24 protein-coding genes and 1 pseudogene are annotated in these 25,199 nt (G+C 73.0%); 11 read left to right on the top strand and 14 right to left on the bottom strand.

Translation table 11 applies throughout. The features are described from left to right. Window positions 1-303: 303 nt before the first annotated feature. Complete coding sequence (locus HNR21_RS21135; protein ID WP_182706551.1) at window positions 304-948, bottom strand: class I SAM-dependent methyltransferase; 645 nt, start codon at window positions 946-948, stop codon at window positions 304-306. 242 nt (window positions 949-1,190) lie between these two features. On the opposite strand from HNR21_RS21135, the gene HNR21_RS21130 reads away from it, so the two are divergent. The 4 genes and pseudogenes from HNR21_RS21130 to HNR21_RS21120 all read left to right on the top strand — a co-directional run bounded on the left by HNR21_RS21130 (window position 1,191) and on the right by HNR21_RS21120 (window position 3,202). Further along, window positions 1,191-1,589 (top strand): VOC family protein, encoded by a 399-nt coding sequence (locus HNR21_RS21130; RefSeq protein WP_182706550.1) that lies wholly within the window; start codon window positions 1,191-1,193, stop codon window positions 1,587-1,589. A 33-nt stretch (window positions 1,590-1,622) separates the two neighbouring features. Continuing rightward, on the top strand, window positions 1,623-1,961 hold the full coding sequence (locus HNR21_RS21125; protein WP_182706549.1) for a YciI family protein: 339 nt from the start codon (window positions 1,623-1,625) through the stop codon (window positions 1,959-1,961). 8 nt (window positions 1,962-1,969) lie between these two features. Beyond that, window positions 1,970-2,155, top strand: a pseudogene (locus tag HNR21_RS36760) (sigma factor); the annotation flags it as partial. Window positions 2,156-2,197: 42 nt separating this feature from the next. Further along, entirely contained in the window at window positions 2,198-3,202 is a 1,005-nt protein-coding gene (locus HNR21_RS21120) for an RNA polymerase sigma factor (protein ID WP_446697340.1), read from the top strand. A gap of 151 nt (window positions 3,203-3,353) precedes the next feature. Here HNR21_RS21120 and HNR21_RS21115 read toward each other — a convergent pair whose 3' ends face one another. Both HNR21_RS21115 and HNR21_RS21110 read right to left on the bottom strand, forming a co-directional pair. After that, a complete protein-coding gene (locus HNR21_RS21115; protein ID WP_182706547.1) occupies window positions 3,354-5,537 on the bottom strand; it encodes an acyl-CoA dehydrogenase family protein in 2,184 nt (727 codons plus the stop codon). A 60-nt stretch (window positions 5,538-5,597) separates the two neighbouring features. Next, the gene (locus tag HNR21_RS21110; protein WP_182706546.1) at window positions 5,598-6,368 is read right to left on the bottom strand and encodes an SDR family NAD(P)-dependent oxidoreductase; all 771 of its coding nucleotides are present in this window, start codon (window positions 6,366-6,368) and stop codon (window positions 5,598-5,600) included. 90 nt (window positions 6,369-6,458) lie between these two features. Here HNR21_RS21110 and HNR21_RS21105 point away from each other — a divergent pair, with 90 nt between their 5' ends. Continuing rightward, window positions 6,459-7,088 carry a TetR family transcriptional regulator gene (locus HNR21_RS21105; protein ID WP_182706545.1) on the top strand — a complete coding sequence of 210 codons (630 nt, stop codon included), beginning with the start codon at window positions 6,459-6,461 and terminating at the stop codon, window positions 7,086-7,088. Window positions 7,089-7,167: 79 nt separating this feature from the next. Here HNR21_RS21105 and HNR21_RS21100 read toward each other — a convergent pair whose 3' ends face one another. After that, on the bottom strand, window positions 7,168-7,821 hold the full coding sequence (locus tag HNR21_RS21100) for a LysE family transporter (protein WP_182706544.1): 654 nt from the start codon (window positions 7,819-7,821) through the stop codon (window positions 7,168-7,170). Between the two features lie 76 nt (window positions 7,822-7,897). Continuing rightward, complete coding sequence (locus HNR21_RS36420) at window positions 7,898-8,674, bottom strand: helix-turn-helix domain-containing protein (protein WP_182706543.1); 777 nt, start codon at window positions 8,672-8,674, stop codon at window positions 7,898-7,900. 48 nt (window positions 8,675-8,722) lie between these two features. Between HNR21_RS36420 and HNR21_RS21090 the strand changes: the two genes are divergently transcribed. Continuing rightward, window positions 8,723-9,523, top strand: a complete 801-nt coding sequence (locus tag HNR21_RS21090) for a hypothetical protein (RefSeq protein WP_182706542.1) — start codon at window positions 8,723-8,725, stop codon at window positions 9,521-9,523. A gap of 48 nt (window positions 9,524-9,571) precedes the next feature. Here the strand turns inward: HNR21_RS21090 and HNR21_RS21085 are convergent, their stop codons facing one another. From HNR21_RS21085 to HNR21_RS36415, 4 genes are read right to left on the bottom strand one after another with little or no spacing between them, the layout of a single operon-like run. Further along, entirely contained in the window at window positions 9,572-10,414 is an 843-nt protein-coding gene (locus HNR21_RS21085) for a patatin-like phospholipase family protein (RefSeq protein WP_182706541.1), read from the bottom strand. A gap of 41 nt (window positions 10,415-10,455) precedes the next feature. Next, on the bottom strand, window positions 10,456-11,145 hold the full coding sequence (locus HNR21_RS21080) for a DUF6338 family protein (RefSeq protein ID WP_182706540.1): 690 nt from the start codon (window positions 11,143-11,145) through the stop codon (window positions 10,456-10,458). Continuing rightward, window positions 11,138-11,329 carry a hypothetical protein gene (locus tag HNR21_RS21075; protein WP_182706539.1) on the bottom strand — a complete coding sequence of 64 codons (192 nt, stop codon included), beginning with the start codon at window positions 11,327-11,329 and terminating at the stop codon, window positions 11,138-11,140. Before HNR21_RS21075 ends, HNR21_RS21080 begins: the two co-directional genes overlap by 8 nt. 43 nt (window positions 11,330-11,372) lie before the next feature. Next, a complete protein-coding gene (locus HNR21_RS36415) occupies window positions 11,373-14,567 on the bottom strand; it encodes a CHAT domain-containing protein (protein WP_512700795.1) in 3,195 nt (1,064 codons plus the stop codon). A 356-nt stretch (window positions 14,568-14,923) separates the two neighbouring features. On the opposite strand from HNR21_RS36415, the gene HNR21_RS21065 reads away from it, so the two are divergent. The 3 genes from HNR21_RS21065 (at window position 14,924) to HNR21_RS21055 (ending at window position 19,002) form a co-directional block, all read left to right on the top strand. Beyond that, entirely contained in the window at window positions 14,924-17,416 is a 2,493-nt protein-coding gene (locus HNR21_RS21065) for a hypothetical protein (RefSeq protein ID WP_182706537.1), read from the top strand. A gap of 58 nt (window positions 17,417-17,474) precedes the next feature. Next, entirely contained in the window at window positions 17,475-18,476 is a 1,002-nt protein-coding gene (locus HNR21_RS21060) for a cation diffusion facilitator family transporter (protein WP_182706536.1), read from the top strand. 64 nt (window positions 18,477-18,540) lie between these two features. Continuing rightward, entirely contained in the window at window positions 18,541-19,002 is a 462-nt protein-coding gene (locus HNR21_RS21055) for a hypothetical protein (RefSeq protein WP_182706535.1), read from the top strand. Window positions 19,003-19,054: 52 nt separating this feature from the next. Here the strand turns inward: HNR21_RS21055 and HNR21_RS21050 are convergent, their stop codons facing one another. The 3 genes from HNR21_RS21050 to HNR21_RS21040 form a co-directional block, all read right to left on the bottom strand. Then, window positions 19,055-20,026, bottom strand: coding sequence for an anti-sigma factor RsbA family regulatory protein (locus HNR21_RS21050; RefSeq protein WP_182706534.1), 972 nt, complete (start codon window positions 20,024-20,026; stop codon window positions 19,055-19,057). Beyond that, window positions 20,023-20,916: an MEDS and STAS domain-containing protein gene (locus HNR21_RS21045; protein WP_182706533.1), complete on the bottom strand. Its 894-nt coding sequence runs from the start codon at window positions 20,914-20,916 to the stop codon at window positions 20,023-20,025. The genes HNR21_RS21050 and HNR21_RS21045 overlap by 4 nt, the downstream gene beginning before the upstream one ends. Window positions 20,917-21,039: 123 nt before the next feature. After that, the gene (locus tag HNR21_RS21040) at window positions 21,040-21,381 is read right to left on the bottom strand and encodes an ArsR/SmtB family transcription factor (RefSeq protein ID WP_182706532.1); all 342 of its coding nucleotides are present in this window, start codon (window positions 21,379-21,381) and stop codon (window positions 21,040-21,042) included. A 92-nt stretch (window positions 21,382-21,473) separates the two neighbouring features. Between HNR21_RS21040 and HNR21_RS21035 the strand changes: the two genes are divergently transcribed. Further along, complete coding sequence (locus tag HNR21_RS21035; RefSeq protein WP_182706531.1) at window positions 21,474-22,475, top strand: zinc-dependent alcohol dehydrogenase family protein; 1,002 nt, start codon at window positions 21,474-21,476, stop codon at window positions 22,473-22,475. An 11-nt stretch (window positions 22,476-22,486) separates the two neighbouring features. Here the strand turns inward: HNR21_RS21035 and HNR21_RS21030 are convergent, their stop codons facing one another. Continuing rightward, on the bottom strand, window positions 22,487-23,284 hold the full coding sequence (locus HNR21_RS21030) for an SAM-dependent methyltransferase (RefSeq protein WP_182706530.1): 798 nt from the start codon (window positions 23,282-23,284) through the stop codon (window positions 22,487-22,489). A 259-nt stretch (window positions 23,285-23,543) separates the two neighbouring features. Between HNR21_RS21030 and HNR21_RS21025 the strand changes: the two genes are divergently transcribed. Continuing rightward, window positions 23,544-24,350, top strand: coding sequence for a mycofactocin-coupled SDR family oxidoreductase (locus tag HNR21_RS21025; RefSeq protein WP_182706529.1), 807 nt, complete (start codon window positions 23,544-23,546; stop codon window positions 24,348-24,350). An 81-nt stretch (window positions 24,351-24,431) separates the two neighbouring features. Here the strand turns inward: HNR21_RS21025 and mftE are convergent, their stop codons facing one another. Further along, a complete protein-coding gene (mftE, locus tag HNR21_RS21020; RefSeq protein ID WP_312881131.1) occupies window positions 24,432-25,199 on the bottom strand; it encodes a mycofactocin biosynthesis peptidyl-dipeptidase MftE in 768 nt (255 codons plus the stop codon).

The following is a 25,199-nucleotide window of genomic DNA, read 5'->3' as shown; positions in this document are numbered from 1 at the left end:
TCTCGCAGCATGTCCAGGTCGGGGCGGCACCTGGGTCTACTACCGGGTGGTCCCCGAAGCCCTCACCCGCCTGTCCGGCCTGTTCGCCCTCCCCGCGCCCATTCCTGCCTGACCCGAACGCCGGGCACCGTCCCGTCCGGCGATCGTCCCCGGACCGGACGACGCGTCATAACGGACGGCTCAGGACGTGGCGGGCAGCAGGACCGGCTCCGCATCGGATGACCGGGAACGCACCGCCCGAGCGCTCGCGGAGTCGCGGGACCGCCTGCGGTTCTGCTGCCGATCTCCGTACCGGACGCAAGGTCAGGGGCGTTCTGCGGGCGCGGTGGCGATGCCGAGGATCTGCGGGGCGGTCGGGAAGGGTATGCCGGTGTCGGCCGGCTCCAGCCGCCGCAGGCGGGCCAGGGTGAATCCGGCCTGCTCGATGGCCGCGGCGGTGTCGCGGGCGGTGTGGCAGCCGCCGCCCAGCAGCGGCCACACGGTGGCGTCCAGGAGGCGCTGGACCCGGCGGCGGCCGGGGGTGTCGGCGGCGACGTGCTCGAAGAACCGCAGTTGCCCGTCCGGGCGCAGCACGCGCCGCATCTCCGCCAGCGCGGCGGCGGGGTCGGCGACGCTGCACAGCACCAGCGAGACGACGGCGGCGTCACAGGAGCCGTCCTCGGCGGGGAGCCGCTCGGCGACCCCGTCGACGACCTCGACGGGCACGGGCGCCCGCCCCGCGGCCTCCTCGGCGACGCGCCGCAGGTACGGCTCGGGCTCGACGGCCAGCACGCCGGTGACCCCGGGCGGATAGTGGGCGAAGTTGGCTCCGGCGCCCGCCCCGACCTCGATCACCCGCCCGGCCAGTCCGGCCAGCAGAGCACGCCGGTGCTCACCGACACGGCGTTCCAGCATCGGGCCGGTACGGACGTAGAAGCGGGCGAACAGCGGATGCCGGTGCTGAGTCATCGGCAGCCCCTTCCCTGAGGCGGACCCCCTCTGCGGAGGCTACGCCAAGCCGAGCGCATCCTCGCAGGTCGATCCCGCGTCGACCGGTTCGCAGGAGCGGGAGCGCGTGTCTCCGGAGAATTTTTCCGGGCAGGTGTCGTATGGCGGCCGGCGCCGTTCGTCTTGGGGGTGCAGGCGGCTGAACGGACCGAGTGGTCCGGCCGTCTGGACGTCCCCTACGACCGACGCGTGAGGAGCGGGCGATGAACCCGACGATGAACACGATCGACCTGGTGGTCGCCGACATGGACGCCGCGATCGCCTTCTACCGGCGGCTGGGCCTGGAGTTCAAGGTGGATCCCGCCTACCCCGGCCACGCCGGGTGCGACCTGCCCAACGGCCTGCACCTGATGCTGGACACCGAGCCGTTCCGCGCCTCGACCATGCCCGGCTGGACGGCGCCGTCCGGGAGCCCGCGGTCGTTCCTGTGCTTCGAGTTCCCGAGCCCGGCCGAGGTCGACGCCAAGTACGCCGAGCTGACCGGGGCCGGCCACCGGGGGCCGCGCGAGCCGTGGGACGCGTTCTGGGGGATGCGGTACGCGACCGTGCTGGACCCCGACGGCAACGGGATCGACCTGTACGCCGCCCTGCCCGCCACCTGATCCACGACCCCGCAGCCCAGGAGAGGTGTTCACGTGAAGTACGTGCTGATGTTCGTCGAGACCGAGCGGTTCGCCGGGGAACTGGCGGCCATGAGCGAGCAGGAACGGCAGGCGGCGTTCGAGAAGGTGAACCGGTGGTTCGCCGACAACGCGGCGAAGATCACCCACCACACCCGCCTGCAGCCGGCGCACACCGCCACCACCCTGCGTCTGGACGGCGGCGAGCCGGTCGTCAGCGACGGGCCGTTCGTCGAGGGCAAGGAGGTCGTGTCCGGGTACGCCGAGATCGAGGTCGCCGACCTGGACGAGGCGATGGCGCTGGCCCGGTCCTGGCCCGCCTGCCCCGTCGTCGAGATCCGCCCCGCCACCTGACCGTCCCGATGAACGACACGCCGACGCACGAGGTGCAGGGCGAGCTGGCCCGCGTGGTGCGCGAGCACGCGGGCCGGCTCACCGCCTGCCTGGTCCGCGTCCTCGGCGACTTCGCCGCCGCCGAGGACGTCGTGCAGGACGCCGTCGAGACCGCGCTGCGCCGCTGGCCGGACGAGGGCGTCCCCGACCATCCCGACGCCTGGCTGCTGACCGTCGCGCGGCGGCGCGGCCTGGACGTGCTGCGCCGCCGGGCCGGCCACCGCGACAAGCTCGCCCGGCTGGACTGGCCGGTGCGTTCCGAGCCCGACGACCGGCTGAAGCTGATCTTCACCTGCTGCCATCCGGCCCTTCCCCGCCAGGCGCAGATCGCCCTGACGCTGCGGACGGTGTGCGGGCTGACCACCGCGCAGATCGCCGCCGCCTTCCTCGTCCCCGAGGCCACGGTCGCGCAGCGGATCACCCGCGCCAAACGCAAGATCACCGACGCCCGGATCCCGTACCGCGTCCCCTCCGACGCCGAGCTGCCCGAACGGCTCGACCAGGTGCTGTCCGTGGTGTACCTGCTGTTCAACGAGGGCTACCTGACCAGCGGCGGCGACCGGCCGCAGGCTCGCGACCTGGCCGACGACGCCGAATGGCTGGCCGCCCAGCTCGCCTGGCTGATGCCCCGCCAGCCCGAGGTTCTGGGCCTGCTCGCCCTCATCCGCCTCCACCAGGCCCGCGCCGCCGCCCGCTTCACTCCGGACGGCGACCTGGTGCCGCTCCGCGACCAGGACCGCGGCCGGTGGAACCACCGGGCCATCACCGACGCCACCCGCCTGATCGAACGCGCCGCAGCCCTCCGCCGCCCCGGTCCCTACCAGTTGCAGGCCGCCATCGTCGCCTGCCATGCCGAGGCCCCCACCTGGGAGGACACCGACTGGCCGCAGATCCTCGTGCTGTACGACATGCTGCTGACCCTGGCCCCGTCCCCGGTCCACCGGCTGCACCGGGCCGTCGCCCTGAGCCACATCCCGCCGCCCCACGGCGGTCCCCGCGCCGCGTTGGACGCCCTGGACTCCCTCGACGCCGCCGACCGTCGGGTCCTGGAGCGCTACCCGCTCTACCACGCCGCCCGCGCCGAACTCCTCCGCGCCGTCGGCCGTCCGGACCAGGCCCATGCCGCCGACCGGCGCGCACTGGACCTCACCGCCAACCCCGCCCAGCAGGCCATCCTCCGCCGACGCCTCACCTGGACCTGAGGGGCCGCCGCCTACCTCACCCACCTGGCCGGCGACCGCATCGAGGTCCGCTCCGCCGGATCCGCCCCCGCCGGCCAGATCAACCCCGCCGTCGTGGCGGCCGCGGAGGGCTCCCGGGCGGGGACTTCCCGGGCCTCGCCGAAGCCTCGGGTCAGCGGACGAGAGGGTCGCGGGGCAGGCCGAGGATGCGTTCGGCGATCTGGTTGCGGCTGATCTCGGAGGTGCCGCCGGCGATGGTGAGCGCGCGGACGCCCAGCAGCGAGGTGGCGGCGATGCCGCCGAAGCCCTCGGCGAAGGCGGTCTCCTCACCGGCGAACTCCGCGAGCAGGGCGGCCGTGCGCTGGCCGTGCTCGGCGAGGGCGAGCTTGGTGACGTTGCCCTCCGGGCCGGGGTCGCCGCCCTGGACCGCGCGGACCGCGCGGCGCAGGTTCAGCGTCCGCAGCGCCATGTCCCGGGCGGCGTGCCGGCCGACGCGGACCTCGGCGGCCGGGACCCGGTCGCCGTACTGCGCGTAGAGCTGGAAGAGCCGGGAGAGCTCCGTCCCGCCGAGCCCGCCGCCCAGGCTCACCCGCTCGTTGCCCAGCGTCGCGCGGGCGACCGTCCACCCCTGGCCGGGCTCCCCCACCACGTCGGCGTCGGGGACGAACACGTCGGTGAAGAACACCTCGTTGAAGTCGGAGCCTCCGGTGATCTGCCGCAACGGCCGCACCTGGACGCCCGGGGCGCCCATGTCGACGACCATCATGGTGATCCCGGCGTGCTTGCCGGCCGAGGGATCGGTGCGCACCGTGGCCAGGCCGTAGCGGGCCTCGTGGGCTCCGCTGGTCCAGACCTTCTGCCCGTTGACCCGCCAGCCGCCCTCGACCCGTTCCCCTCGGGTGCGCACCGCCGCCGCGTCCGAGCCCGCCTCCGGTTCGCTGAACAGCTGGCACCAGACGTGCTCTCCGTACAGCGCGGGGCGGACCCACCGGGCGACCTGATCCTCGGTGCCGTGCTGGATCAGGGTCAGGATCACCCATCCGGTGATGCCGAGGTTGGGCACGGTGACCCCGGCCGCCCTGAACTCCTGCTCGATCACCACCTGGAGGCCCGGGGAGGCGTCGATGCCCCACGGACGGGGCCAGTGCGGCTGCAGGTGGCCGCTGTCGGCCAGCCTGCGCCGCTGCTCGTCGGCGGGCAGCGCGGCGAGCTCCCGCGCCAGCGCGCGGATCCCGGCACGGGCCTCCTCGGCCTCCGGCGGCAGGTCCAGGGTCGCGGTACGGGCGACGCCGGCCGCGCCGAGCCGGGTGACGTCGGCGGCGGCCGCGTCCGGTGAGACGATCGCGTTCAGGGTCACGGCCCGGCGCAGCAGCAGATGGGCGTCGTGCTCCCAGGTGAAGCCGATCCCGCCGTGCACCTGGATGTTCAGCCCGGCGTTGTCGACGAACGCCGGGACCGCGACGGCCGCGGCGACCGCCGCGGCCAGCTCGAACTCCTCCTGCGCCCCGTCGGCGGCGCGGGCGGCGTCCCACACCGCCGCCGTGGCCGTCTCGGCCGCCACCAGCATGTTCGCCAGGTGGTGTTTGACCGCCTGGAACGTCCCGATCGTGCGGCCGAACTGGCGGCGCACCTTGGCGTACGCGGTCGCGGCATCGACGCATTCCAGCGCCCCGCCGGTCGCCTCGGCCGCCACCAGCACCCGGGCCACCGCCTCGGCGTGCCGGCGGGCCCCGGTCAGCACCTCGTCGGGGCCGATCCGCACGCCGTCGAACCGGAAGCGGGCCGGCCGGCGCGACCAGTCCACCGGCGTCGGGACCTCGGCGGTCACCCCGTCCGCGTCCGCCGGGACCACCACCAGGTCGTCCCCCACGGCGAGGACGACGTGCCCGGCCAGTGCGCCGCCCAGGACGGCTCCGGACCGGCCGGTGAGCGTTCCTCCGCCCGTGTCGTCCCCGTTGAACTCCAGCTCGGCGTTCCCCGGGCTCAGGCCGAGGGCGCCCACCGCCGTTCCCGCGGCCAGTCGCGGCAGCAGCCGCGCGCGGAGCCCGTCCCCGCCCCGGGCGGCGATCACCGCGGAGGCCATGACGGTCGGCAGCATCGGCCCCGGGGCGACCGAACGTCCGAGCTCCTCGGCCACGACCACCAGCTCCGGCAGCCCGAAGCCCCCGCCGCCGAACTCCTCGGGCAGATGCACCCCGAGCAGCCCCAGCTCCGCGAACGCGTTCCAGAAGCCCGGCGGCGTCTCCCGGTCGGACTCCAGCAGCGCCCGGCCGGCCTCGCGCGCCTTGTGCGAGGTCAGGAGGGAACGCACCGTGTCGGCCAGTTCCCGGTGCTCCGCGCTGACGGCGATTCCCATGGCCCTCTTCTCCTCGGCTGTCGTGCGGGCTGCCTGAAACCGGCGTCCGGACCCCGCCGGTCAGCGGGGGACGAGGCCGCCGTCCGCGATGAGAACCTGTCCGGTGACGAAACCCGCCGCGTCGGAGGCCAGGAAGAGCGCCGGGCCGACCATCTCGTCCGGGTCGGCCGTCCGCCTCTGCAGGCTCGCCGACGCCATGTGCTCCTGCACCTCGGGCGGGTTCCTGCGGAGCATGTCGGTGTCCACCGTGCCCGGCGCCAGGGCGTTGACACGGATGCCGCGCGGCGCGAACTCGGCCGCCATCGAGCGGGTGTAGGCCATCATGGCGGCCTTGCCCGCCGCGTACATGGACACCCCGGGCGAGAACAGGAACGCCGCCGCGGAGATGACGTTGATCACCGAGGCGCAGGGGCTCTCGGTGAGGTGGTCCAGCGCCCGCTGCACCAGGAAGACCGGGCCGCGGACGTTGACGTCCTGGGACTTGGCGAACGCCTCCGGGGTGAGCGACCCCAGCGGCAGGGCCAGGGCGTTCGCCGCGTTGTTGACGACGACGTCGATCCGGCCGAAGGCGTCGGCGGTGCGCGCCACCAGGTGGTCCAGCGCGTCGAGGTCGCCGAGGTGCGCGGGGACGCCCAGGGCGGCTCCGCCCATCGCCTTCAGGTGCGCCTCGGTCTCGGCGCAGGCGTCGGCCTTGCGGCTCGCCACGACCACGCTCGCCCCGGCGGCGACGAACCCCTCGGCCACCGCACGCCCGATGCCCCGGGTGCCGCCGGTGATGATCGCCACCCGGCCGGTCAGGTCGAACAGCGACCGCAGCCGTTCAGCGTCCATCCGTTGCTCCCGCCCCGCGCCTCGACCGTACGCGTCTGCAGAGACCCTGTCCCAAATGAGACGGAGTGTCAATATATACAATCGACGGTCATGGCGAGTGACTCCCTGCGGGAGCGGAAGAAGCGGCGCGCGTACCTGGCGGCCGCGCAGGCCGCCGTGCGGCTCGTCGCCGAGCGCGGCATGCAGGCGGTCCGGGTGGAGGACATCTGCGAACGCGCCGACATCAGCCGGTCGACGTTCTTCCGCTACTTCGACTCCAAGGAGAGCTGCTTCATCATCGGCCTGCACCACGGCCGGCTCGACGCCGTGCTGGCCGCCCTGCGGGCGCGCCCGGCGGCGGAGGACCCGTTCACCGCGCTGTGCAACGCCTTCCTCGACGTCACCGCCGACTGGCGCCGCCACCGCGAGATCACACGGCTCGAGGCCCGCATCCGGGCCGAGGTCCCGGCCGTGCAGGCACGCTCCAGCGCCGAGTACATCTCCTGGGAGAACGCCCTGGCCGCGGCCCTCGAGGAACGCTGCGCCGCCCTCGGGGAGAGTGCTCGTTCCCTCGACCCGCGGCTCGTGGCGGGGATCGTGCTGTGCGCGGTACGGCTCGCCACCGAACGGTGGCTGGAGGAGGGGGCCGACCGGTCACCGGCGGAGAAATACCAGGAGGCCTTCGCCGCGATCCGCACCGTCGTCCAGCACGGATCACACAACCCCTCCGCCTCGGCCTGAGCAGGCCGTCCTGTCCGCGTCGGCCGTGGGAACGGCCTCCATCGGCGGAAGCCGGTGACATGGCGCTCCGGGATCGTCCTCAGAGGGGAACGGAGAGCAGGCGGACCGCCGACAGGGCCGCGAAGGCCAGCAGGCACAGGCCGCAACCGGCTTCGAGGAGCCGGACCGCCGGGGGCGGCAGCGCCCTGCGCAGCAGGGCGATCAAGGATGCGCAGATCAGGCACCAGGCCAGGGAGGAGACCATGAATCCGGCGAAGAACACGCCCAGCCCGGACAGGCCGAGGTGCCCGTCCAGGAGGGCGCCGACACCGCCCGCGGCGCCCGACCAGTAGACGACGTTCCAGGGGTTGCCCAGCGACATGCCCGCCCCGGCGGTGACGGCCGCCTGCTGGGACCGGTGGCCGGCGGAACGGTCCGTCCGGGATCCGGAGGTCACGGGCTCACGGTCGCGGACGAGGGCGTCGCGGAGCCCTGACACCCCCAACCAGGCCAGCAGGAGGCAGCCTCCCGCCGCCAGGGGAAGGCGCAGGGCCGGCAGTGTGAACAGCGTCCCGACACCGGCCAGCCCCAGCAGCGCCCATACCGCGTCACCGGCGAGGGAACCGACCTGGACTGCGAAGGCGGGGCGGAACCCGCCGTGCACGCCGCGCCGCAGCGATTCGGCGAACACCGCGCCCGGGACGGCGTTGAACACCAGCCCGGCCCCCAGCGCGAGCACGAAGATCTCGACCATGGCGGACACTGTGCCGACCGCGGCCGTGGCGGATCTTGTCAGATGTTGACGTCCCCGGAGGACGTTCCACCGATGCTCAGGCGGCGGAAGCGTCCCGGGGTGATGGCGTAGGCGGCGGTGAAGTGCCGGTGGAATGCGCCTGGTCGGCGAACCCGAGGTCGTGGGCGACGGCTGCGACGGCCTCGCCCCGGCGCAGGCGGCGCCGCCCCTCGGCGAGGCGGGCCTGCAGATGCCAGGCGTACGGCGGGCTGCCCATGGCCCGGGTGAACGACCGGACCAGGTGCTCGCGCGACATGCCGATCTCGTCGGCCAGCTCGGCCAGGCGCGGAGCGCTGGACAGGTCCGCGCGCAACCGGTCCAGCACGCGGACGATCCGGGCGTCCCCCGGCGCGGGCCCGGCCACGGGCCGCGGCCGGGCGCCCAGGTCCAGCAGCTCCAGCAGGACGAGCGTCAGGCGTTCTTCGGCCAGTTCCGCCTCCGGTGACGGCGCCCAGAGGATCCTGGCCGCGTCCAGGAGACGGGCGCGCAGGTGCGGGGCGCGCAGCGCCGGGCGCTCGAAGTCCACCCGCGCGCCGCCGGTCAGCGACTCCACCAGCGAGGGAGGGACGTACCAGCTCACGCACGCGAACTTCGTCCGGTCCGGTGTCCGGGTGGTGCACGACTGCACCTGGCCGGGGTTGTAGACCGTCACCTCCTCGGTGCCGACCTCGAAGGAGGAGCCGTCCAGCCGCACCCGTTCGAGGCCGCGGAGGTTGACGCTGATCACGTATTCGTCGTGACTGTGCCGGGCGAACCCGCCGGAGGCGGGCCGCACCACCGCCACCTGCCCGCCGCCCACCTGCCTGACCTGCACACCGAGAGGCTAGACCAGCGGGGGTGCCTACGATGCCGGAGTGTGGGTGTGGACTGGGTGCCTGCGCGGGTGCGGGACGGGGTCGATGAGGGCGTTCTCGAGGGGCTGATCCGGGAGCAGGCACGGCTGTACGTGGTGACGGGGCACGCCGAGCGTCTGGTCGGTGAAGACCGCTACGACCCGGACGACGTCACGGCACGGCAGCGGCTGAGGGCCGTGATGGACCGGTTGGAGGAGTTGCTGGACATCACGTGGGACCGGCCGTGGCGGGTGTCGGTGATCGGCCGGAACCCGCGGTTTCCGCCGCAGTGGCGGGACGCGGCCTGGAGCACGCTGACGCCCGCCGCGGCCCGGGAGGCGATGACGCGGTGGCGGCGCTGGTACGACGACTGCCTGGCGGGCCGGCATGGGCACTACCGGCGGCGGCTGCGCACCTGGAACCTCGCCCATGAGGTCGCCGACATCCAGCGGGAACTGGTGGACGCGGCGGCGGCGACCTTGGACGTGGACACTCCGCGTACCCGGCGGCCGGAGTTCAGGCGGGCCCGGCATGAGGTGTTCGCGCTGGCCGACCCGCCGCAGGCACCGCCGCCCGGCCAGGTACCGGCGGCCGACGATGACCGGCCGCATCCCGGGCAGGAGGAGTCGTGGGAGGCGGTCGTACGCCATGCCGGCCGGCTCGGTGAGGTCCTTCGCCAGTTCAACCGGACCGCCCCCAAAGGGTGCCGGCTGGCGCGGCGCCCCGAGGCCGGGGACGACGAGAGCGGCACGGCGGACCCGTGGCTGGAGGAGTTCTTCAACCGGCACGGCCCGCTGGTCGAGGACGGCCACGGGCTCTACCTGTGGTGAACGCCGGTTCCCGCACCCCGTTCACCGGATCCCCCAGCGGTCCGTCGCTCAGGTGCGGGTCCATGCGATCTTCAGGTTCCTTCCCTGTGCGCGGCCCGCCTCGGCGGCCGGTCTGCGGGTGGCGGGGTCCAGCGGGTTCGCGCCCATCGCCGCTCGCGACGCCTCGTCCGGCACGACGACCGCGACCTCGGCGCCGGCGGCGCGCAGTTCCTCGACGGCCCGGTCCAGCGGCTTGTCGCCGGGGATCAGCTCGAGGCCGCCCAGCGGCGCGATCACCAGGACCCGCGACGCCCCGGCGGCGTAGTCGGCGTTCTCCCCGGAACGGACACCGCCGTCGATGTACCGGCGCCCGCCGATCGTCACGGGCGGCCACACGCCCGGCACGGCGCAGCTCGCCGCGACGGCGTCGACCAGGCCCACCCCGGAGGCGTCGTCGAACACCCGCGGCTCCCCGCTCTCGGCGTCCACCGCGACGATCTTCAACGTGCGGGCGGGCCACTCGTGCGACGGCAGCCGCGCCTCGATCACCGCCCGCCGCTCCGCCTCCGGCACGGTCGCGGCGTCGAGCGCGAACCTGCCCACCGCCCGCCGCATCTGCGCGACGGTCCCGGCGTCCCGCAGCGCGGCGCCGATCTCCGCCACGAAGCGCTCCATGTCCACGTCCGCCGTGATCTCGGCGACCTGCAACTCCGGCTCGACCTGCCGGGCGTACAGCTCCTCCAGGCTCAGCCCGCCGCCCAGTTGCGCCCCCACGGTCGAGCCCGCCGACGTCCCCACGATCACGTCCGCGCCCGTGACGTCCTGTCCCGCATCGGCCAGCCCCGCCAGCAACCCGGTCATCCACGCGATCCCGGCGACCCCGCCGCCGCCCAGCACCAGCGCCTCGGCCACGCGCCCCGCCCTCTCCTCCGCCACCGCCTTCCCCGCGAACTCTAGGCCGATTCCCGATCCGGCCCCACCCCGGTGCCGGAATCCTGCGGAGCCGGCGACGGCGGGTAGCTGATATGCACGACCTTGATGAGCGAACCGGGAACATAAGCGCTCTCGGCCGCGGAACGCGTTCTCTCGCAATAGCCCACACCGCTCCAGGCGATCGGCTTCTGGAGCACGATGTCGCGGCGGGCGGGGTCCTCGTTGACGGATGCGTACAGAAGGTAGCCCTCCACCAGTCTTCCGTCATTGAGCTCGACCGCCAGGTACGGCTCGCGGCCGTCCGGGGAACGGGCGGTGAGCGCCTTGACGAAAACGACTCCTTCGCGCACCGACCCGACCGCATGGCGGGATCGCCGCCCCAGCAGCACCCCCGTTCCAATGCAGGCGGCGACGCTGAGCAGAAGCGTCACCGACGCCGAAAGGACGGTCGCCCAGGCGGAACCGCGAAGCGTGGAGGCGCCCTTGAGCAGGGTCTCGAGCCCGATGAGTCCGGGAACCCATTTGGCCGCCACGAGGACCGTCAGTGCGGCCGCCAACGTGGCGAGGCCGCCCACGGCCCCCATCTCCACGATCTCCGTCGTCTGGCTGCGAGCGTCGCGCAGCGCGTACCGGCGGTAGGCCTGGAGGTAGGCGAAGCCCGGCGCGAGCGCCGCTATGAGAATGGCGATCCCGATGAGATTGCTAGGCACCGCCCGTGCCGCCCTCCGGAGGGGGCGGAGGCGGGGTCACGGGAGGCGGCAGCGGCAGGTCGTCCTGTTCGATGCGGTCCTTTTCGACATAAGTGCGTTCGCCCAGGCCCGGATCCCTGCTCTCGGCGAAACCGAACGGGTCGGCGTCGTCGGACCGGAGATCGGGATCGTCCTTGTGCTCCATGTCGCTCTCCATGCTCGGTGGATTCCGAAGAGGTACCGGCGCCTCAGCCGATGGGTGCGCGCGGCTCATCGCGGTCCTCGCCGCCGCCGGCGCGGGGCCCGATGAAGGCGCTGATCGCGACGAGGCCCGACCACAGCAGGGGCACGGCGCCGGGGCGGTCGGCCAGCCAGTTTCGCTGCGCGTCCCGCAGGGCCTCCGCAGGTTCCCATCCCTCACTCAATCGGTGGTACAGGCGGGAAAGGATCGACGCCGTGGGATGGCTGAATTCCGGCGTCTCCTCCGACGCCCCGTCCGGCAGCGGAAATATCCCTCCGATGACGGTGTGCGCGCCCCGGCACAATGCGACCGTGGGAATGCCCAGCGGATCGGTGCCCCGGCGCTGGTCCAGTTCCGCGGACATGCACGCGTTGATCATCAGCAGCGGCGGGACCCGGAGGGTGAGCATCCGGGCGGCGGACAGTTCGGTGCGCCGGTCGAGGAACAGCGAATGCGCGAGTCCCGGCCGGTTCGTGCCGTGCACGGAGAGCGCCAGAAAGGCGATGGGCTCGTCGGGGTCGGGGGCGTCCAGAGCGGCGATGAGCTCCGCCGGCGTCGAAAGGGCCCGGAATCGGTCGTGGAACGCATCGTCCAACGCCTGCTGCTCGATGGCCAGGCCGGAGGGATCGACGTCACAGAAGTAGGCTGCGCAGCGCGTTCCGGAGAAGGATCGCTCGACGCTCCGGGCGGGCGTCTCCTCGATGAGGAACAGGCTCGGCAGGAGGGTGAGGACGGCGCGGTCGATCAGATAGGGCTCTGGATCGTCCTCCGGAGCAACGACCATGGCCGCCCAGGGCAGCCGCCACAGGGCTGGATCCGGGACTACGAGCAGCCGGGGCACCTCACCGCGCGTGTCGGAATCGGCGAGCAGTTCGAGCAGCCCGGGTGGGAGGAGAAGGGCCGCCAGACGGGCCCAGGGGCGTCTCGCGGGAGTGATGAGATGAAGGTACCGATAGGTCTCCTTCCAGTCGGAGACCTGCGCGCGGTACTTGGGGGGAAGGCCGCGGTCCTCGCCTTGGGGGTCCTGCACCTTCACGTTGCCGACGAGGTTCCGCAGCATGACCCGCTGCATCTTCGTCGCCGTGTGCAGGAAGGGGTGTTGGACGCCCTCGGGTGAGGTCCACAGACCCGCCACGGTCACCTCATCGGTGTCGTCGTCCAACAGCCGCACCTGCAGCACATGGGTGCCGGTGGCCGCGGTGCGCAGAGCCGCCGGCGGGGCGGCGGCGGAACTCTCCATGACGGTACGGAACCGCTGGGAGACCAGTGCTTCGAGACGCTCGTACGCCCGTGTGTCGCGCTTCTGCCTGGCGGCCAGGTCCGGACGCTCACCGCCGGACCCCACACCGTCGTCCGTGGTGCCCTCGTAGTCGGCGATCTCACCGAGCAGCCGGACGACCTCGCCGTCGACGTCGCCACCGTGGCCGATCTCGGCCAGCCCGGCCAGGAGCATCTGCCGCAGCGAGGTCCGCTCGGCGAACTCGATCAGGCGGGCGAAGGACGCCGCGCCATGCGGATCTCCCTCCTCGAACAGTTCCATCGCGAGTTGGAAGGCCCTGCGTTCGGGCTCGCCGAATCCGCGGACAAGGTAGTCCTGGGCGTCACGCCAGCCCCAGCCCCGGCGCAGATCGGCCAACCCGTCCATCATCGACAGGTACTCGTCCATGGCGGCCCTGGTCCGGCCCGCGGCCTGGAGGACGAGCGCCCTGCGCATGGCGTGCAGCACTTCGGCGTGCGGTTGACGCGAGTCGCGGGTCAGCGCGGTGCCCGCCTCGTCGGCGAGGGCCAGCGCCTCGTCGGTGCGGCCCTCGTCCGCGGCCAGCAGGGCGAGCAGGTCACAGGCCTGGGCGTGGTAGTCGTGGGCGCCCCATTGGGCGGCCAGGCGCCTGGCCTCCTGCGCATGCTCCCGTGCGGCGGCCGGGTCATCGGTTTGGATCGCGATGATCGCCAGGTTGTACTCGATCTGCACCTTGGTCTGCCGGTACATGCGCCACCCGGCGACCTCGGTCGCGAGCTTCAGATGGGACCGAGCCTCCTCGTAGCGCTCGCGGACCACCAGCAGCCTGCCGAGCGCGGCGATCGTCTCCGCGGCGGCGGACCGGTCGGGTCTCTTCCGGGACCGGTGGTAGGCGACCGCATCCGTCAGATACCTCTCCGCGGCGTCCAGGTCGCCCTGCGCCCCGGCCCACTCGGCCCGCTGGAGGGCGAGTGCGTGGACCGCGCCCGGGAAGATCGCGTACCTCGGATCGTCGCCGATCCGTTCGGCGAGTTCCTGTGCGGCCCCCACCTCGCCGCTGCGCGCCGCCGCAAGGGCCTGGCGCAGCAGGTGGATCGAGGTCGTCGCCATCGCCGGAGTGTCCCGGAGCCGCATGCGCCCGCCGAGGACCCTGCGCAGCCGGTACCCCAGCCACGCCATTCCCGACAGCGCCGCCAGCCCGACGACGGCCGCGACGACGGGGCCGAACTGCGCCCAGATCAGCCAGCCGGTCGCGATCGCCGCCCCACCGCTCAGCCCCCGGCGGAAGTACTTCAGATAGAACCCGGCCGGGCCCGGCGGCGCCGGGCCCGGCCGGGGCGGGCACAGCCGGTCGTTCACGCTCGTGCTCACGGTGGCGAGGACGGCCGCGGCGAGCGCGACGTCCACCGGACGAAGCACTCCGCCGACGGCCAGCCAGATGACGGCCATGCCCGCGGCGGTCTCCGCGCCCATCGCCATGAGGATCGGCGTTCGAGCGGGCACCGACTCCTCGGGCCGCACGTACGCGCGAGGCCCGTCGCCGGACGTCTCCGCCCGGTCCTCCCGGTCGTTCGACAGCAACCGGTGCTCCGTCACGTCGTGGACCGCCAGCAGTCTTCCGGCGAGGCTCTGCGGCGAGCACGCCAGCCCGAGCAGCAGGTGGACGATCTCGACCTTGCGGCCTCGCCGGCGGGCCTCCCGGCGTGCCACGGCCAAGGCCGTCTCGGCCTCCACGGAGAACCGCCCGCCGTCGGCCGGGGCCTCCTCCTCGTCTCCCGTCCGGTCGCGAAGCCGGCGCTCGATCGCCTCGAGCGCCACCCCCTGCGCCGCGAGGAGGGCTCCGTCCCGGACGGTGATCGCCAGAAGCAGATGTCTGGTCTCCACCCGGCGACCGCCGAGTTCCCGTGTCAACTCTTCGGCGGTTCCGATAACGGATGCCGCATGTTCGGAGAAACCCTCGAGCACCCGCCAAGGGTGGCACGGGCCGGCGAACACCTCACTTGATCACAATTTTCGTTACCCGTTCGAGACCTTTTGCGCGTCGAATTAATGATCATCCGCAGGTGTGCGGATATGGGCGACCCGAAGAACTCTTGCTGCTATGTTGTCGTACGGTCGTTTCGGCCGCCCACCAAAGAAGGCGCGTCCGAAATCAAGGAAGGAACGTCCGAAATTCAGGCACCGTCGGCGACGTTCACATGAACGATCTTCACGGCGCCGTTTCCGCACGGCCGAGGCCGCCAGAACTCCGCAGACCGCCGAAAAGCGCATGTTCTCCCCCCGCAAGGGCAGACGCGTGACGCGAACGATCGATGGTGACGATGCAGAATCCCCCCAGCCCGAGCGAGGCCGTGGAAAGCGCGCTGCGCGAAGGAGGGTCGACCGCCGAACTGTTCCTCGCGCTCGTCGCCGCCGACGTCCGCGGCGACTGGAGCCGGATCGAACTGCTGACCAGGGCGTCCGGGCGGGTCGCCAGGTCCACGGCCGCCGACGCCGAGCCCGGTGGGACCCGGTGGAACGGCCACCGCCTCACCGGCACCGCCGCCCGCGCCGTGCGGGTCGCACAGGGCATCGCACGGGACTACGACCTGGACCCTCTGCCTCCGGGGGCGCTGGTCCTCGGTCTCATCGCCTCCCCCGAAACCGCCGTCTCGGCGGCGCTCCGTCTCGGCCGCGAACGCGAGCGCGACGCCTTCGCGGCACTCGTGCAGGAAGAACTTCTCGGCACCGAACTGGAGGGACTCGATCTCACGGCCCGCTGGAAGGACACGGAGGGCGCCGTTCCCCCGGCGGACCGGACGCGCCCGGCTCCCCCCGTCCCGGACCGCGCACCCGCACGGCCGAAGGAGCCACCCCGTCTCTCGACCCGTCCACCGACACGGCCGAAGGCCCCTCCTCGTCCACCGGCCCGTTCTCGACGAACGGCCTCACGCCGGATCCTGCTCTTCGGCACGGTGTTGCTGGTGATCGCCGGAGTGGTCGGGATGTCGACCGCGCCCGAACCGGATCGTCCGGGCCCGCCGGCGCACCGGATCCTCCTGGCCGACGATGCGGTCGGCGCCGGTTTCACCGCGCTGCCTGGCCAGACGCGTGCTTCGTCGCCGGCACCGGGACCCGGCACGGGACGCCTGCGTTGCGAGAACGCCGCACGACGATGGGTGCGTGGACAGACCCGCGTTCTGATCGAGATCCGGCGCTGCGAGTCCTTCGTCCGGGCCGCCAACCTCCATCACCTCGCCGAACGCGGGCTCCTTGCCGGCGCCGCATCGAGGACGCCCACCACCGCGATCCCCCACGGCCTGCTCACCAGAGGGGTCGAGCCGACCGAGACCAGAGCCCCGTACGCGGCCGTCATGTTCCGCAGGGGTCAGTACATCACCCACGTACGGATGGCCGCCCCCGGGCGGGCTCTGCCCTCCGGGGGCGAACGGCTTCTCGTCGAACTCGCACAACGCCAGTGGCGCGCAACGCCCGGCACACCGGGCGACCCCGTACGCCCGGTGTCCGGGCGCGACCTCTCCGCACGCGTGTCCCTCTACATGTTCCTCCTCACCCTGGGACTCGTCCTGGTCGCTAACATCTCGGCCGCGGCCCGCAACCGGCGCCTGGCGGCCGTCAGCAGGTGGCCTCTCGACACGCCCGGCCTGACCTGGCATGACGTCAGCGAGCCCGCCTGGAGGATGGGTTACGAGGCCCAGGCGAGGTTCTGGTTCTTCTGCGGATTGTGGGGAGCGCTGCTGGTCCTGCCGCTGCCGCCCATCGTCAAGATCATCGGCTTCGGGCTCTGCGCGAACCAGTTCACGCTCAGCGGTCATTTCCAGCCCGGCCGCCACAGGCTCTGGGGACGGCACTCGGCGCCGCAGATCAGGCTGCGCATACGTGCGGGCGGAGCCGGCATCCGGGCGCTGGCGGCCGCCGCCCGGGGAGTCCAGCTGGCCGCCCTGGTACCGCTCGCCATGATCGTCATCCTCGTTCTGCTGGGCCCCTACGGATACCTCCAACCGCTCGGGCGGTTCGATCCCGTGGTGGTCGCCGATTCGACCCTGTCCCGTCCCGTCCGGCTCCTGCCCGTGCCGCTCGTCGTCCTCGGGCTGGCGCTCATCACCGCGACCTCGTGGAAGCTCGCCGCGCTGCTCTACCGGACGGCCCTACGGCACAACGGCCTGGACGCCGACCGCCTGCGCCGCCTCGACCCCCGCCCGCCCGTCCTGTACCTACGCAACGGCGCCGACGACGCGCTGACGATCCGCACCAGTCCGCCGACCCGCTGGTCGGTCTTCGACAAGTTCCGTGCGAATCAGTTCGAGCCGTTCGAGGAGGTGATCGTCCGTTTCCTGTCCGCCTACGGACCCGTCATCGCGCTCGAGCACCCGAACTCGCCTCCGGCACCGCCCGGCTCGATCCGGGCGGCCGTGCCGGACGAACAGTGGGAACCCATGCTCCTGCGCCATGTCCGGGAGAGCGGGCTCATCGTCATCGGAGCCGCGCCCGAGACCTTCGGGGCCGGGCTCGGCTGGGAGATGACGGCGATCACCGAGATGAACGCCCTGGACCGAACCATCCTGGTGCTGGCGCCGCGCCCGGCCGACGAGATCACGCGTTACTGGCGGCGCTTCCGTGAAATGTCCCCCTTCGCCATCCCCCATGAGATCGATCCCCACGCCGACCGGACGCTGGCGGTCCACGGCGCCCCGTCCGGCCGGTGGACGGCCGTTCACGGCGACAAGCGCACGGATTGGGCCTACGGCCTGGCCGTATCGCACCTCGCCGAGCAGATGATCGGACCTGGACAGGACCGGTCCGACCCCCGCTGACGCGCCCCGACTGCTTGCGAGGGGCGGTCGGGGGGAGCCAACGGCCGGGGGGTGGAGCATGGGCGAACGGGGTGCGGGGAGCAGGCTGACCGTTCTGCTGGCGTTCCTGGCCAATCTGGGCATCGCCGTCGCGAAGATCGTCGCGGCGGCGGTCACCGGATCGGCGTCCATGGCGGCCGAGGCCGCGCACTCGGTCGCCGACACCTTCAACGAGGTGCTGCTGATGGTGGGGCTGCGGCGCAGCGGGCGGCCCGCCGACCGGCGGCACCCGTTCGGGTACGGCAAGGAGCGCTACATCTGGACGCTGCTGGTCGCGGTGATGATCTTCGGGATGGGCGCGCTGTTCGCGTTCTACCAGGGCGTGCAGACCCTGCTGGGGCACGGGGCCGAGGAGGAGGCCGACCCGCTGGCGGCCTACGCGGTGCTGGCGGTGGCGTTCGCGCTGGAGGCCGTGTCGTGGTCGCAGGCGGTGCGGCAGGTCCGCGCCGCCGCCCGCGAGGACGGGCTGTCGTGGAGACGCTACGTGCGCGCCACCGACGAGCCCACCTCCGTCAGCGTGCTGCTGGAGGACTCCGCCGCGCTGGTCGGCGTGCTGCTGGCCGCCTCCGGCATCGCGCTGCACCACCTCACCGGCTCGCCCGTCTGGGACGGGGTGGGCTCCGTCCTGATCGGCGTGGTGCTGACCGCGGTCGCCCTGTCGCTGGGCCGCCTCAACCTCAACCTGCTCATCGGGCAGCAGGCCGACCCGCGGCTGATCGGGTTCGTCCGCGCGCACCTGGCCGCCGCCCCCGAGGTGGAATGGGTGGTCGACCTGCTCACCATGACGGTCGGCGCCGGACGGGTGCTGGTCTGCGCCCGGCTGGACTTCCACGACGACCTGGCCTCGGCCGACATCGAACGCGCCTGTGTACGCCTGGCCGAGGAACTCCGCCGGGGCCGCGCCGAGATCGACGAGGTCTTCCTCGAGCCCGTCCCGCGCGACGATCCCGACCTGCGCCGCCAGGTCATCGCCCGCTACGGCCTCTCCCTCGACTCCCCCGGCCCGGACGCCCCCGCCTGACCGCGGGGCGGGTCACCGCCGTAGGTTCGGGTTCTCAGGCCCGGTGCGTGCGTCGAGGAGTGTCATGAACGAGATCCCGGAGGCCCGTCGCGCGGATGTGCGCAAGGGCGGCGTTCTGCGGACCGTCGCCCTTCTGCTGTGTCCCGGCTGGGATCTGGTGTCGGACCGCTTCCAGGCCGTCGAGCTGCTGCGCGGGGCGGGTGTCCCGGACAGTGCGTACGACGTCCAGGACGCCAAGCCGTCCCTTTCCGAGGCCGCCGTCGAGAGCCTGCCCCGGCTCCTCCGCCGCGACGGCCGCTGGTCGGTGGGCGCCACGGAACGGGGCCGTTTCTCCGGCCGCGCCTACGAGACCGAGGCCGAGGCCGCCCGGGCGTTCATCCAGACCGTCATCGCCCTCGAAGCCGTCTCCATGGGCGGCGTGGGCGTCGGCGGGAAGAAGATCGAGCCCCATATCCGGCCCCGCTACCAGGAGGCCGCCCGTCGCGCCCTCGCCGAAGCCTCCGCCCTGCTGTCCGGCGCCCCCTGAGCCCGTCGTTCCGGCGGGAGGTCGTCCGGCCCGTTCGGGGGCTCCCGTTCGCTCAGGTCAGGTTCAGGTGCAGACGCACGGTGGTGCCGTCGGGCCGGGCGTCGATCTCCACCAGGTCGCACAACTGGCGCACCGCCCACAGGCCGTGCCCGCGTTCCTGCCGGGGGTCCGGCGGCAGATAGCCCAGGTACCAGGAGGGGGCGGCGGCCCGTCCGGAGTCGGTGACGTCGCACACGATGCGCCGTCCGCTGCGCCACACGGCCACCTGCCCGCCGCCACCGCCGTGCTGGACGGCGTTGGTGGCGACCTCGTTGGCGGCGAACACCAGCCGCTGCACCCCGGCCGGGGCCATGCCGCGCGCGGCGGCGGCCTCCGCCACGAAGACCCGCACCTTCGACAGGTCGGACCCGAAGCTCATCCGGGCCTCCTCGCCGTCGGCGGGGGCCGGTGTCAGACGGCGCTCCCATGCCCTGTTCGGGGCGGCGTAGTGGTCGCTGGCGTGCGCGGCCGGGCCCGCCACCAGCTCCGGATGGGTGCGCCGGGCGTCGGCCACCACCTGCTCGGGCAGCGTGCGGGTGTCGTACGGGCACACGATCCACGCCGGGCAGTCGGCGAAGGCGATGTTGATCACCGACTCGTAGCGGGTCCACTCCGCGGTCTCCAGCGCGTCCCGGCCGTGCCACACCGGCTCGCCGATCACCCGCACCCGCCGGTGCCGGCCGGTGGCGGTGCGCCGGTCGACATAGCGGTGGTAGGCGCCCAGCGTGCGGCCCGGCGCCTGGTACCACTCCTGGGCCCGGACGAACTCCACCCGTCCGGCCGCGTCTCCCAGCGCCTGGCGCAGCAGGTCGATGTTGGCGTCGGTGGTCACCGCCAGCACCGCGTCCTCCCGGTCGAGGCCGTCCAGGCAGAACGGCACCGTCGCGGCCAGGAACTCCTCGTCGCTGCCGTAGACCAGCCCCTGGTGGACCAGGCCCGGCTCCGTCTCGGGACGCGCGGCGCGCGCTTCGGTGACGCCGGTCATGCGGTCACCTCCCGCGGAGTGACGATCAGGGAGGGCTCCTCGTCCCAGCCGACCAGACCGACCACCTGGCACAGCAGCGGCGCCAGGTTCGCCACGTGCACCCGCCGCCCCTCGGGCAGCCGCTCGGCGACGTGGGCCAGCACCCGCACCCCCGCCAGGTCGATGAACTCCAGCTCGCTCATGTCCACCCACACGTCCCCCGGCCAGTCCAGTGCACTCTCCATCGCGGCGGCCAGGGCGTCGACGGTGCGGTAGTCCACCGTGCCCGTCACGCGCAGCGTCCACCGCCCGGAGCGGAAGGACGGCACCAGCCGCAGCAGGCCGTCGCTGTACAGGGGCTCCAGTTCCACCGCCCGGGGGTGGCGGCGGTCGAGGTCGTCCAGTTGGGCGGCGTCGAAGCGGCGGGCGTCGTACTGGCAGACGGCCGAGGCCGGGCTGTCGGCGAACACCTGGTTCACCTTGGTCTCGTACTCGCCCAGCCGCTCGCCGCCGGGCACCCCGCGCAACGCCCAGCCCATCTCACCGCTGACGCGGAGCCCCGTGTAGCCGGCCGCCAGGGAGTCCCTGGTCTCCCTCACCAGGGTGGCGACCATGGCGTCGGGATCGAACGACCCCGTCGCCAGGTAACCGTCCTCGGCCGTGGTCACCAGCAGTTGCCCGCCGGCCAGCGCCGGGTCCGTGCGCACCCCGGCCGCCCTCAGCCAGCCCAGCACCTCCGGCACCGCGCTCTGGTCGGCGAAGTACAGCACCCGCTCCCCGCGCTCCAGGCCGTCGCGCACGTACCCGGTGACCACCCGGCGTCGTTCCGCGTCGTCGGCGAACGTCAGGCACAGATGGTCGCCGTGATCCACGTCCTGGATGCGGCGCTCCCGGTTGTCGCGCGTGATCACCCCGGCCTCACAGTCTCCCCGTACGTCACCGCCCGTCGCGGCGGAAGTCCCCCCGCACACTGTATGTCCTTTTCGTGGCCTCCTCGGGTCTCCCGGGAGGCCAGCGGCGAAGTACCCGGGTTCTCAGGTGGGGGCGCCGGCCCGGGAGGACCTGCGGTCGGCGGCGACGACGGCGTCGAGCAGGCCGGGGAAGACCTCGCCGACCTCGTCGCGCCGCAGGGCGTTCATCCGCGAGGTGCCGACGTAGTACTGCCGGATGAGACCCGCCTCGCGCAGGACCCGGAAGTGGTGCGTGGCCGTGGAGTTGCTCACCGGAAGGTCGAACGCCCCGCAGCGGAGGTCCTCGGGGGCGTCCCACAACTGCGTGACGATGCTCCGCCGCACCGGGTCGGCGAGGGCCTCCAGGACCCGCTGGAGCGTGATCGTCCGCACGTCGGGGTGCTGCGGGATGCGGTCGGAGTCCATGACCCCATCGTACGACAACCATCAAAGTTTGACAGTCATCGTACTTTCGTGTTCGAGTGGGCTCCTCACTCCCCGGAAGGAAGGACGACGCGATGTCCAGGACGGTGCTGTTCCACGAGCTCGGCGGGCCCGAGGTGATGCGGCTGGAGGACGTGGAGACCGGTGAGCCGGGTCCCGGCGAGGTGCGGGTCCGCGTGGACGCCATCGGCCTGAACAGGGCCGAGGTGCTGTTCCGCACCGGCCGCTACATCGAGCCGGTGAAGCGGTTCCCCGCCAGGCTGGGCACCGAGGCGGCGGGCGCGATCGAGGCGGTCGGCGAGGGCGTCACCGGGTTCCGTCCCGGGCAGCCGGTCAGCGTCGTGCCCGCGTTCTCGCAGAACGACTACGGGGTCTACGCCGAGCGGGCGATCGTGCCCGCCGCGGCGGTGCTGCACCGTCCCGAGGGGCTCGGCGCGGTCGAGGGCGCGGCGGTGTGGATGCCGTACCTGACCGCCTACGGCGCGCTGGTGCAGGTCGGCGGGATGCGCCCCGGGGACACGGTCGTGCTGAACGCGGCCTCCAGCAGCGTGGGGCTGGCCGCCATCCAGGTCGCCGGCCGGCTCGGCGCCACGCCGATCGCGCTCACCCGTACCGCCGCCAAGAAGGAGGCGCTGCTGAAGGAGGGCGCGGCGGAGGTCGTCGTCACCGAGTCGGAGGACGTGGTGGAACGGGTGCTGGCGGCGACCGGCGGCCGGGGCGCGGAGTTCGTCTTCGACGCCGTCGCCGGCCCCGGGGTGACGGACCTGGCCAAGGTGGTCGCCGACGACGGCACGCTCCTGGTGTACGGCGCGCTGAGCGGCGAGCCGACCCCCTATCCGGGGATCGACCTCGGCATGCCCCCGCTGAACATGCGCACCTACACCGTGGTCCGGGAGACGACCCCCCGGCCCGAGCGGCTGCGCCGGGCGGCCGCCTTCGTGACCTCAGGGCTGCGCTCGGGCGCCTTCCGCCCCGTGGTGGACCGCACCTTCGACCTGGACGAGATCGTCGCGGCCCACCGCCACCTGGAGTCCAACACCCAGATCGGCAAGATCGTCGTCACCGTCGCGCACTGACGGGGGCGCGGTCAGGGCTTGCGGGCCACGGCTCCGTAGGCGTCGATCGCCTCGGCGTCGGGGTCGTCCGGGCGCCACCGCGTGATCGGGACCAGGCCCGGCTCCACCATCTCCAGACCCTCGAAGCAACGGGCGAGCGCGTCGGGGCTGCGCAGGATGTAGGGGACGCCGCCGCTCTGCACCAGCTTGTCGGCGCCCTCGACCACGGCCGGGCTGGTGTCGGTGCCGTCCCACAGCACCAGGTGGCTGCCGGGCGCGGTGGCGTCCATCACCCGTCCCACGATGGAGCGCACCACCTCCAGGTCGGGTTCGTAGCCGAGGACCCCCATGAACATCACCGCGACCGGCCGGTCGAAGTCCAGCACCTTCTCCGCCCCGGCGAGGATCCTCTCCGGATCGTGGTAGTCGGCGTGCACGTACGTGGTCAGCCCCTCGGAGGTGGTGTTGGCCAGCAGCGCACGGGCGTGCACCAGCACCAGCGGGTCGTTGTCCACGTAGACGATCCGGGACTCGGGCGCGACCTGCTGGGCGACCTCGTGGGTGTTCTGCATCGTGGGCAGGCCGGTCCCGACGTCGAGGAACTGCCGGACGCCCGCCTCGGCGGCCAGGAAGCGCACGGCGCGGATGAGGAACCGCCGGGACTGCCGCGCCATGACGACGATCTCCGGGTACACCGCGGCCACGGCGTCCCCGGCGGCGCGGTCGGCCTCGTAATTGTCCTTGCCGCCCATCCAGTAGTTCCATATCCGCGCCGCGTGCGGCATGTCGAACTGAAGCTGCTCGGCGAGCTCGGAGTTCGGGTCGGCCATGTCCAGGCTCCATGGACGGGGGGGCGAGGCTGGGAGCGATCATACTCCCGGTCCGCTCAGGCCGTGGGCTTCTTCTCCCCGATGCCGGCATGGGCCCAGAAAGCACCCGTCATGGGCGGTGACGGGACTCTTGCTGCTTTTGGCACCGAGTGCCATCATGGCCCGGACCGATCACCGGCCCGGCCTCCGCGCAGGCGCCCGCCCCCTACCGGGGCCGTCCGCCCCGCGTCGTCGGGTCCGACCGCCGTGGAGGCAGCCCATGGGACGTTTGACCGGCAAGGTCGCTTTCATCACCGGCGCGGCGCGGGGACAGGGGCGGGCCGAGGCCGTCAGGCTCGCCGCCGAGGGCGCGGACATCATCGCGATCGACCTCGTCGACAACCCCAGCCCGTACGTCAAGTACCCCCCGGCCGCGCAGGCCGACCTGGACGAGACCGCCGAGCTGGTGCGGGAGCAGGGGCGGCGGGTGCTGGCCCGCAAGGCCGACGTGCGCGACCTGGGCGAGCTGGAGGCGGTGGTCCGCGAGGGCGTCTCGGAGTTCGGGCGGCTGGACATCGTGGTGGCCAACGCGGGGATCGTCAACTACGGCCGCACCTGGGAGCTGACCGAGGAGCAGTGGCAGGACGTCATCGACGTCAACCTCACCGGGGTGTGGAAGACGGTCAGGGCCACCGTGCCGATCCTCGTCGAGCAGGGCCAGGGCGGGTCGGTCATCCTCATCAGCTCGGTGGCGGGCCTGAAGGGACTGCCGTTCCTCGCCCACTACGCCGCCTCCAAGCACGGCGTGGTCGGCCTGGCCAAGACGCTGGCCAACGAGCTGGGCGAGCACGACATCCGGGTCAACACGATCCACCCGCACGGCGTCCGGACCGGCATGACCGACGGCTCGATGGGCGACCTGCTGGCCGGGTCCCCCATGCTCGGCCCCATCTACATGCCGGCGCTGCCCTACCAGATGGTCGAGCCCGAGGACATCGCCAACATGGTCGCCTTCCTGGCCTCCGACGAGGGCAAGTACATCACCGGCTCCCAGATGCGCGTCGACCTCGGCGCCCTCAACCGATAACCCCACGCCCGACGCACGTTCCCGTCCACCTGTTCCGGCAGATGGACGGGAACGCCTCCGAAGGAGCAGCCGGGAGGGCGTTCAGGAGCGGTACGGCAGGGGCGGTACGGCGGAGTCGAGGAGGCGGCCACGGGCGTCGACGCGCCCGCCGCCGATCCGGAGGGCGACGGACGACGCCATGGCCCGCACGATCTCGCGGCCCTGCTCGGCCGAGGCCCCGGCCGGGTCGCCGAGGACGCCCGACGGCGAGACGGCGCGGACGCCGTGGGCGACCAGGTCGGGCATGATCGCGGCGAGCGGGCGGGGCTCGCCGGTGACCCCGTCGAACGGCCGTACCAGGTCGGGGGCCAGGTGCAGCATGACGGAGGTCTCGGTGCGGCCGGCGTGCGCGTCGCCCCCCGGGGCCTCGCAGCCGACCCAGGCGACCTCGTGGCCCTCGGCGCGCAACCGGCGCACGGCGGCGTCGAGCGTGGGGACGTTGCCGCCGTGCCCGTTGACGAGGACGACCCGCCCGGCCCACAGCGCCAGCGACCGCACGGCCTCCACGATCACCGCGTGCAGCGCCTCGTGGCCGATCGAGATCGTTCCGGGAAAGCCCGCGTGCTCGCCGCTGGCGCCGTACGCGATCGCCGGCGCGACGAGCACCTGCCCGGCCGTTCGCGGGCGCAGCACGTCGGCCGCGCGTTCGGCGACGGCCTGGGCGATCACGGTGTCGGTGGACAGCGGCAGGTGCGGCCCGTGCTGCTCGGTCGAGCCGATCGGCACCAGGACCAGCGGGCCCGCCTGAACGTCCGGCCAAGCGCATCCCGCCAGAGGTCCCGCCGGGTCGTGCTCCCGGCTGCCGGGCAC

Source organism: Thermomonospora cellulosilytica, from assembly GCF_014138835.1.
GTDB lineage: Bacteria > Actinomycetota > Actinomycetes > Streptosporangiales > Streptosporangiaceae > Thermomonospora > Thermomonospora amylolytica.
The sequence above is the reverse complement of the archived record's forward strand: the minus strand, read 5'-3'. Positions and strand labels throughout refer to the sequence as shown.

Excerpts from the sequence above, each read along its gene's own strand:
- HNR21_RS21135 (WP_182706551.1), bottom strand. The coding sequence starts at position 948 with ATGACTCAGCACCGGCATCCGCTGTTCGCCCGCTTCTACGTCCGTACC.
- HNR21_RS21130 (WP_182706550.1), top strand. The coding sequence starts at position 1,191 with ATGAACCCGACGATGAACACGATCGACCTGGTGGTCGCCGACATGGAC.
- HNR21_RS21115 (WP_182706547.1), bottom strand. The coding sequence starts at position 5,537 with ATGGGAATCGCCGTCAGCGCGGAGCACCGGGAACTGGCCGACACGGTG.
- HNR21_RS21110 (WP_182706546.1), bottom strand. The coding sequence starts at position 6,368 with ATGGACGCTGAACGGCTGCGGTCGCTGTTCGACCTGACCGGCCGGGTG.
- HNR21_RS21105 (WP_182706545.1), top strand. The coding sequence starts at position 6,459 with ATGGCGAGTGACTCCCTGCGGGAGCGGAAGAAGCGGCGCGCGTACCTG.
- HNR21_RS21100 (WP_182706544.1), bottom strand. The coding sequence starts at position 7,821 with ATGGTCGAGATCTTCGTGCTCGCGCTGGGGGCCGGGCTGGTGTTCAAC.
- HNR21_RS21075 (WP_182706539.1), bottom strand. The coding sequence starts at position 11,329 with ATGGAGCACAAGGACGATCCCGATCTCCGGTCCGACGACGCCGACCCG.
- HNR21_RS21065 (WP_182706537.1), top strand. The coding sequence starts at position 14,924 with ATGCAGAATCCCCCCAGCCCGAGCGAGGCCGTGGAAAGCGCGCTGCGC.
- HNR21_RS21060 (WP_182706536.1), top strand. The coding sequence starts at position 17,475 with ATGGGCGAACGGGGTGCGGGGAGCAGGCTGACCGTTCTGCTGGCGTTC.
- HNR21_RS21055 (WP_182706535.1), top strand. The coding sequence starts at position 18,541 with ATGAACGAGATCCCGGAGGCCCGTCGCGCGGATGTGCGCAAGGGCGGC.
- HNR21_RS21050 (WP_182706534.1), bottom strand. The coding sequence starts at position 20,026 with ATGACCGGCGTCACCGAAGCGCGCGCCGCGCGTCCCGAGACGGAGCCG.
- HNR21_RS21040 (WP_182706532.1), bottom strand. The coding sequence starts at position 21,381 with ATGGACTCCGACCGCATCCCGCAGCACCCCGACGTGCGGACGATCACG.
- HNR21_RS21035 (WP_182706531.1), top strand. The coding sequence starts at position 21,474 with ATGTCCAGGACGGTGCTGTTCCACGAGCTCGGCGGGCCCGAGGTGATG.
- HNR21_RS21030 (WP_182706530.1), bottom strand. The coding sequence starts at position 23,284 with ATGGCCGACCCGAACTCCGAGCTCGCCGAGCAGCTTCAGTTCGACATG.
- HNR21_RS21025 (WP_182706529.1), top strand. The coding sequence starts at position 23,544 with ATGGGACGTTTGACCGGCAAGGTCGCTTTCATCACCGGCGCGGCGCGG.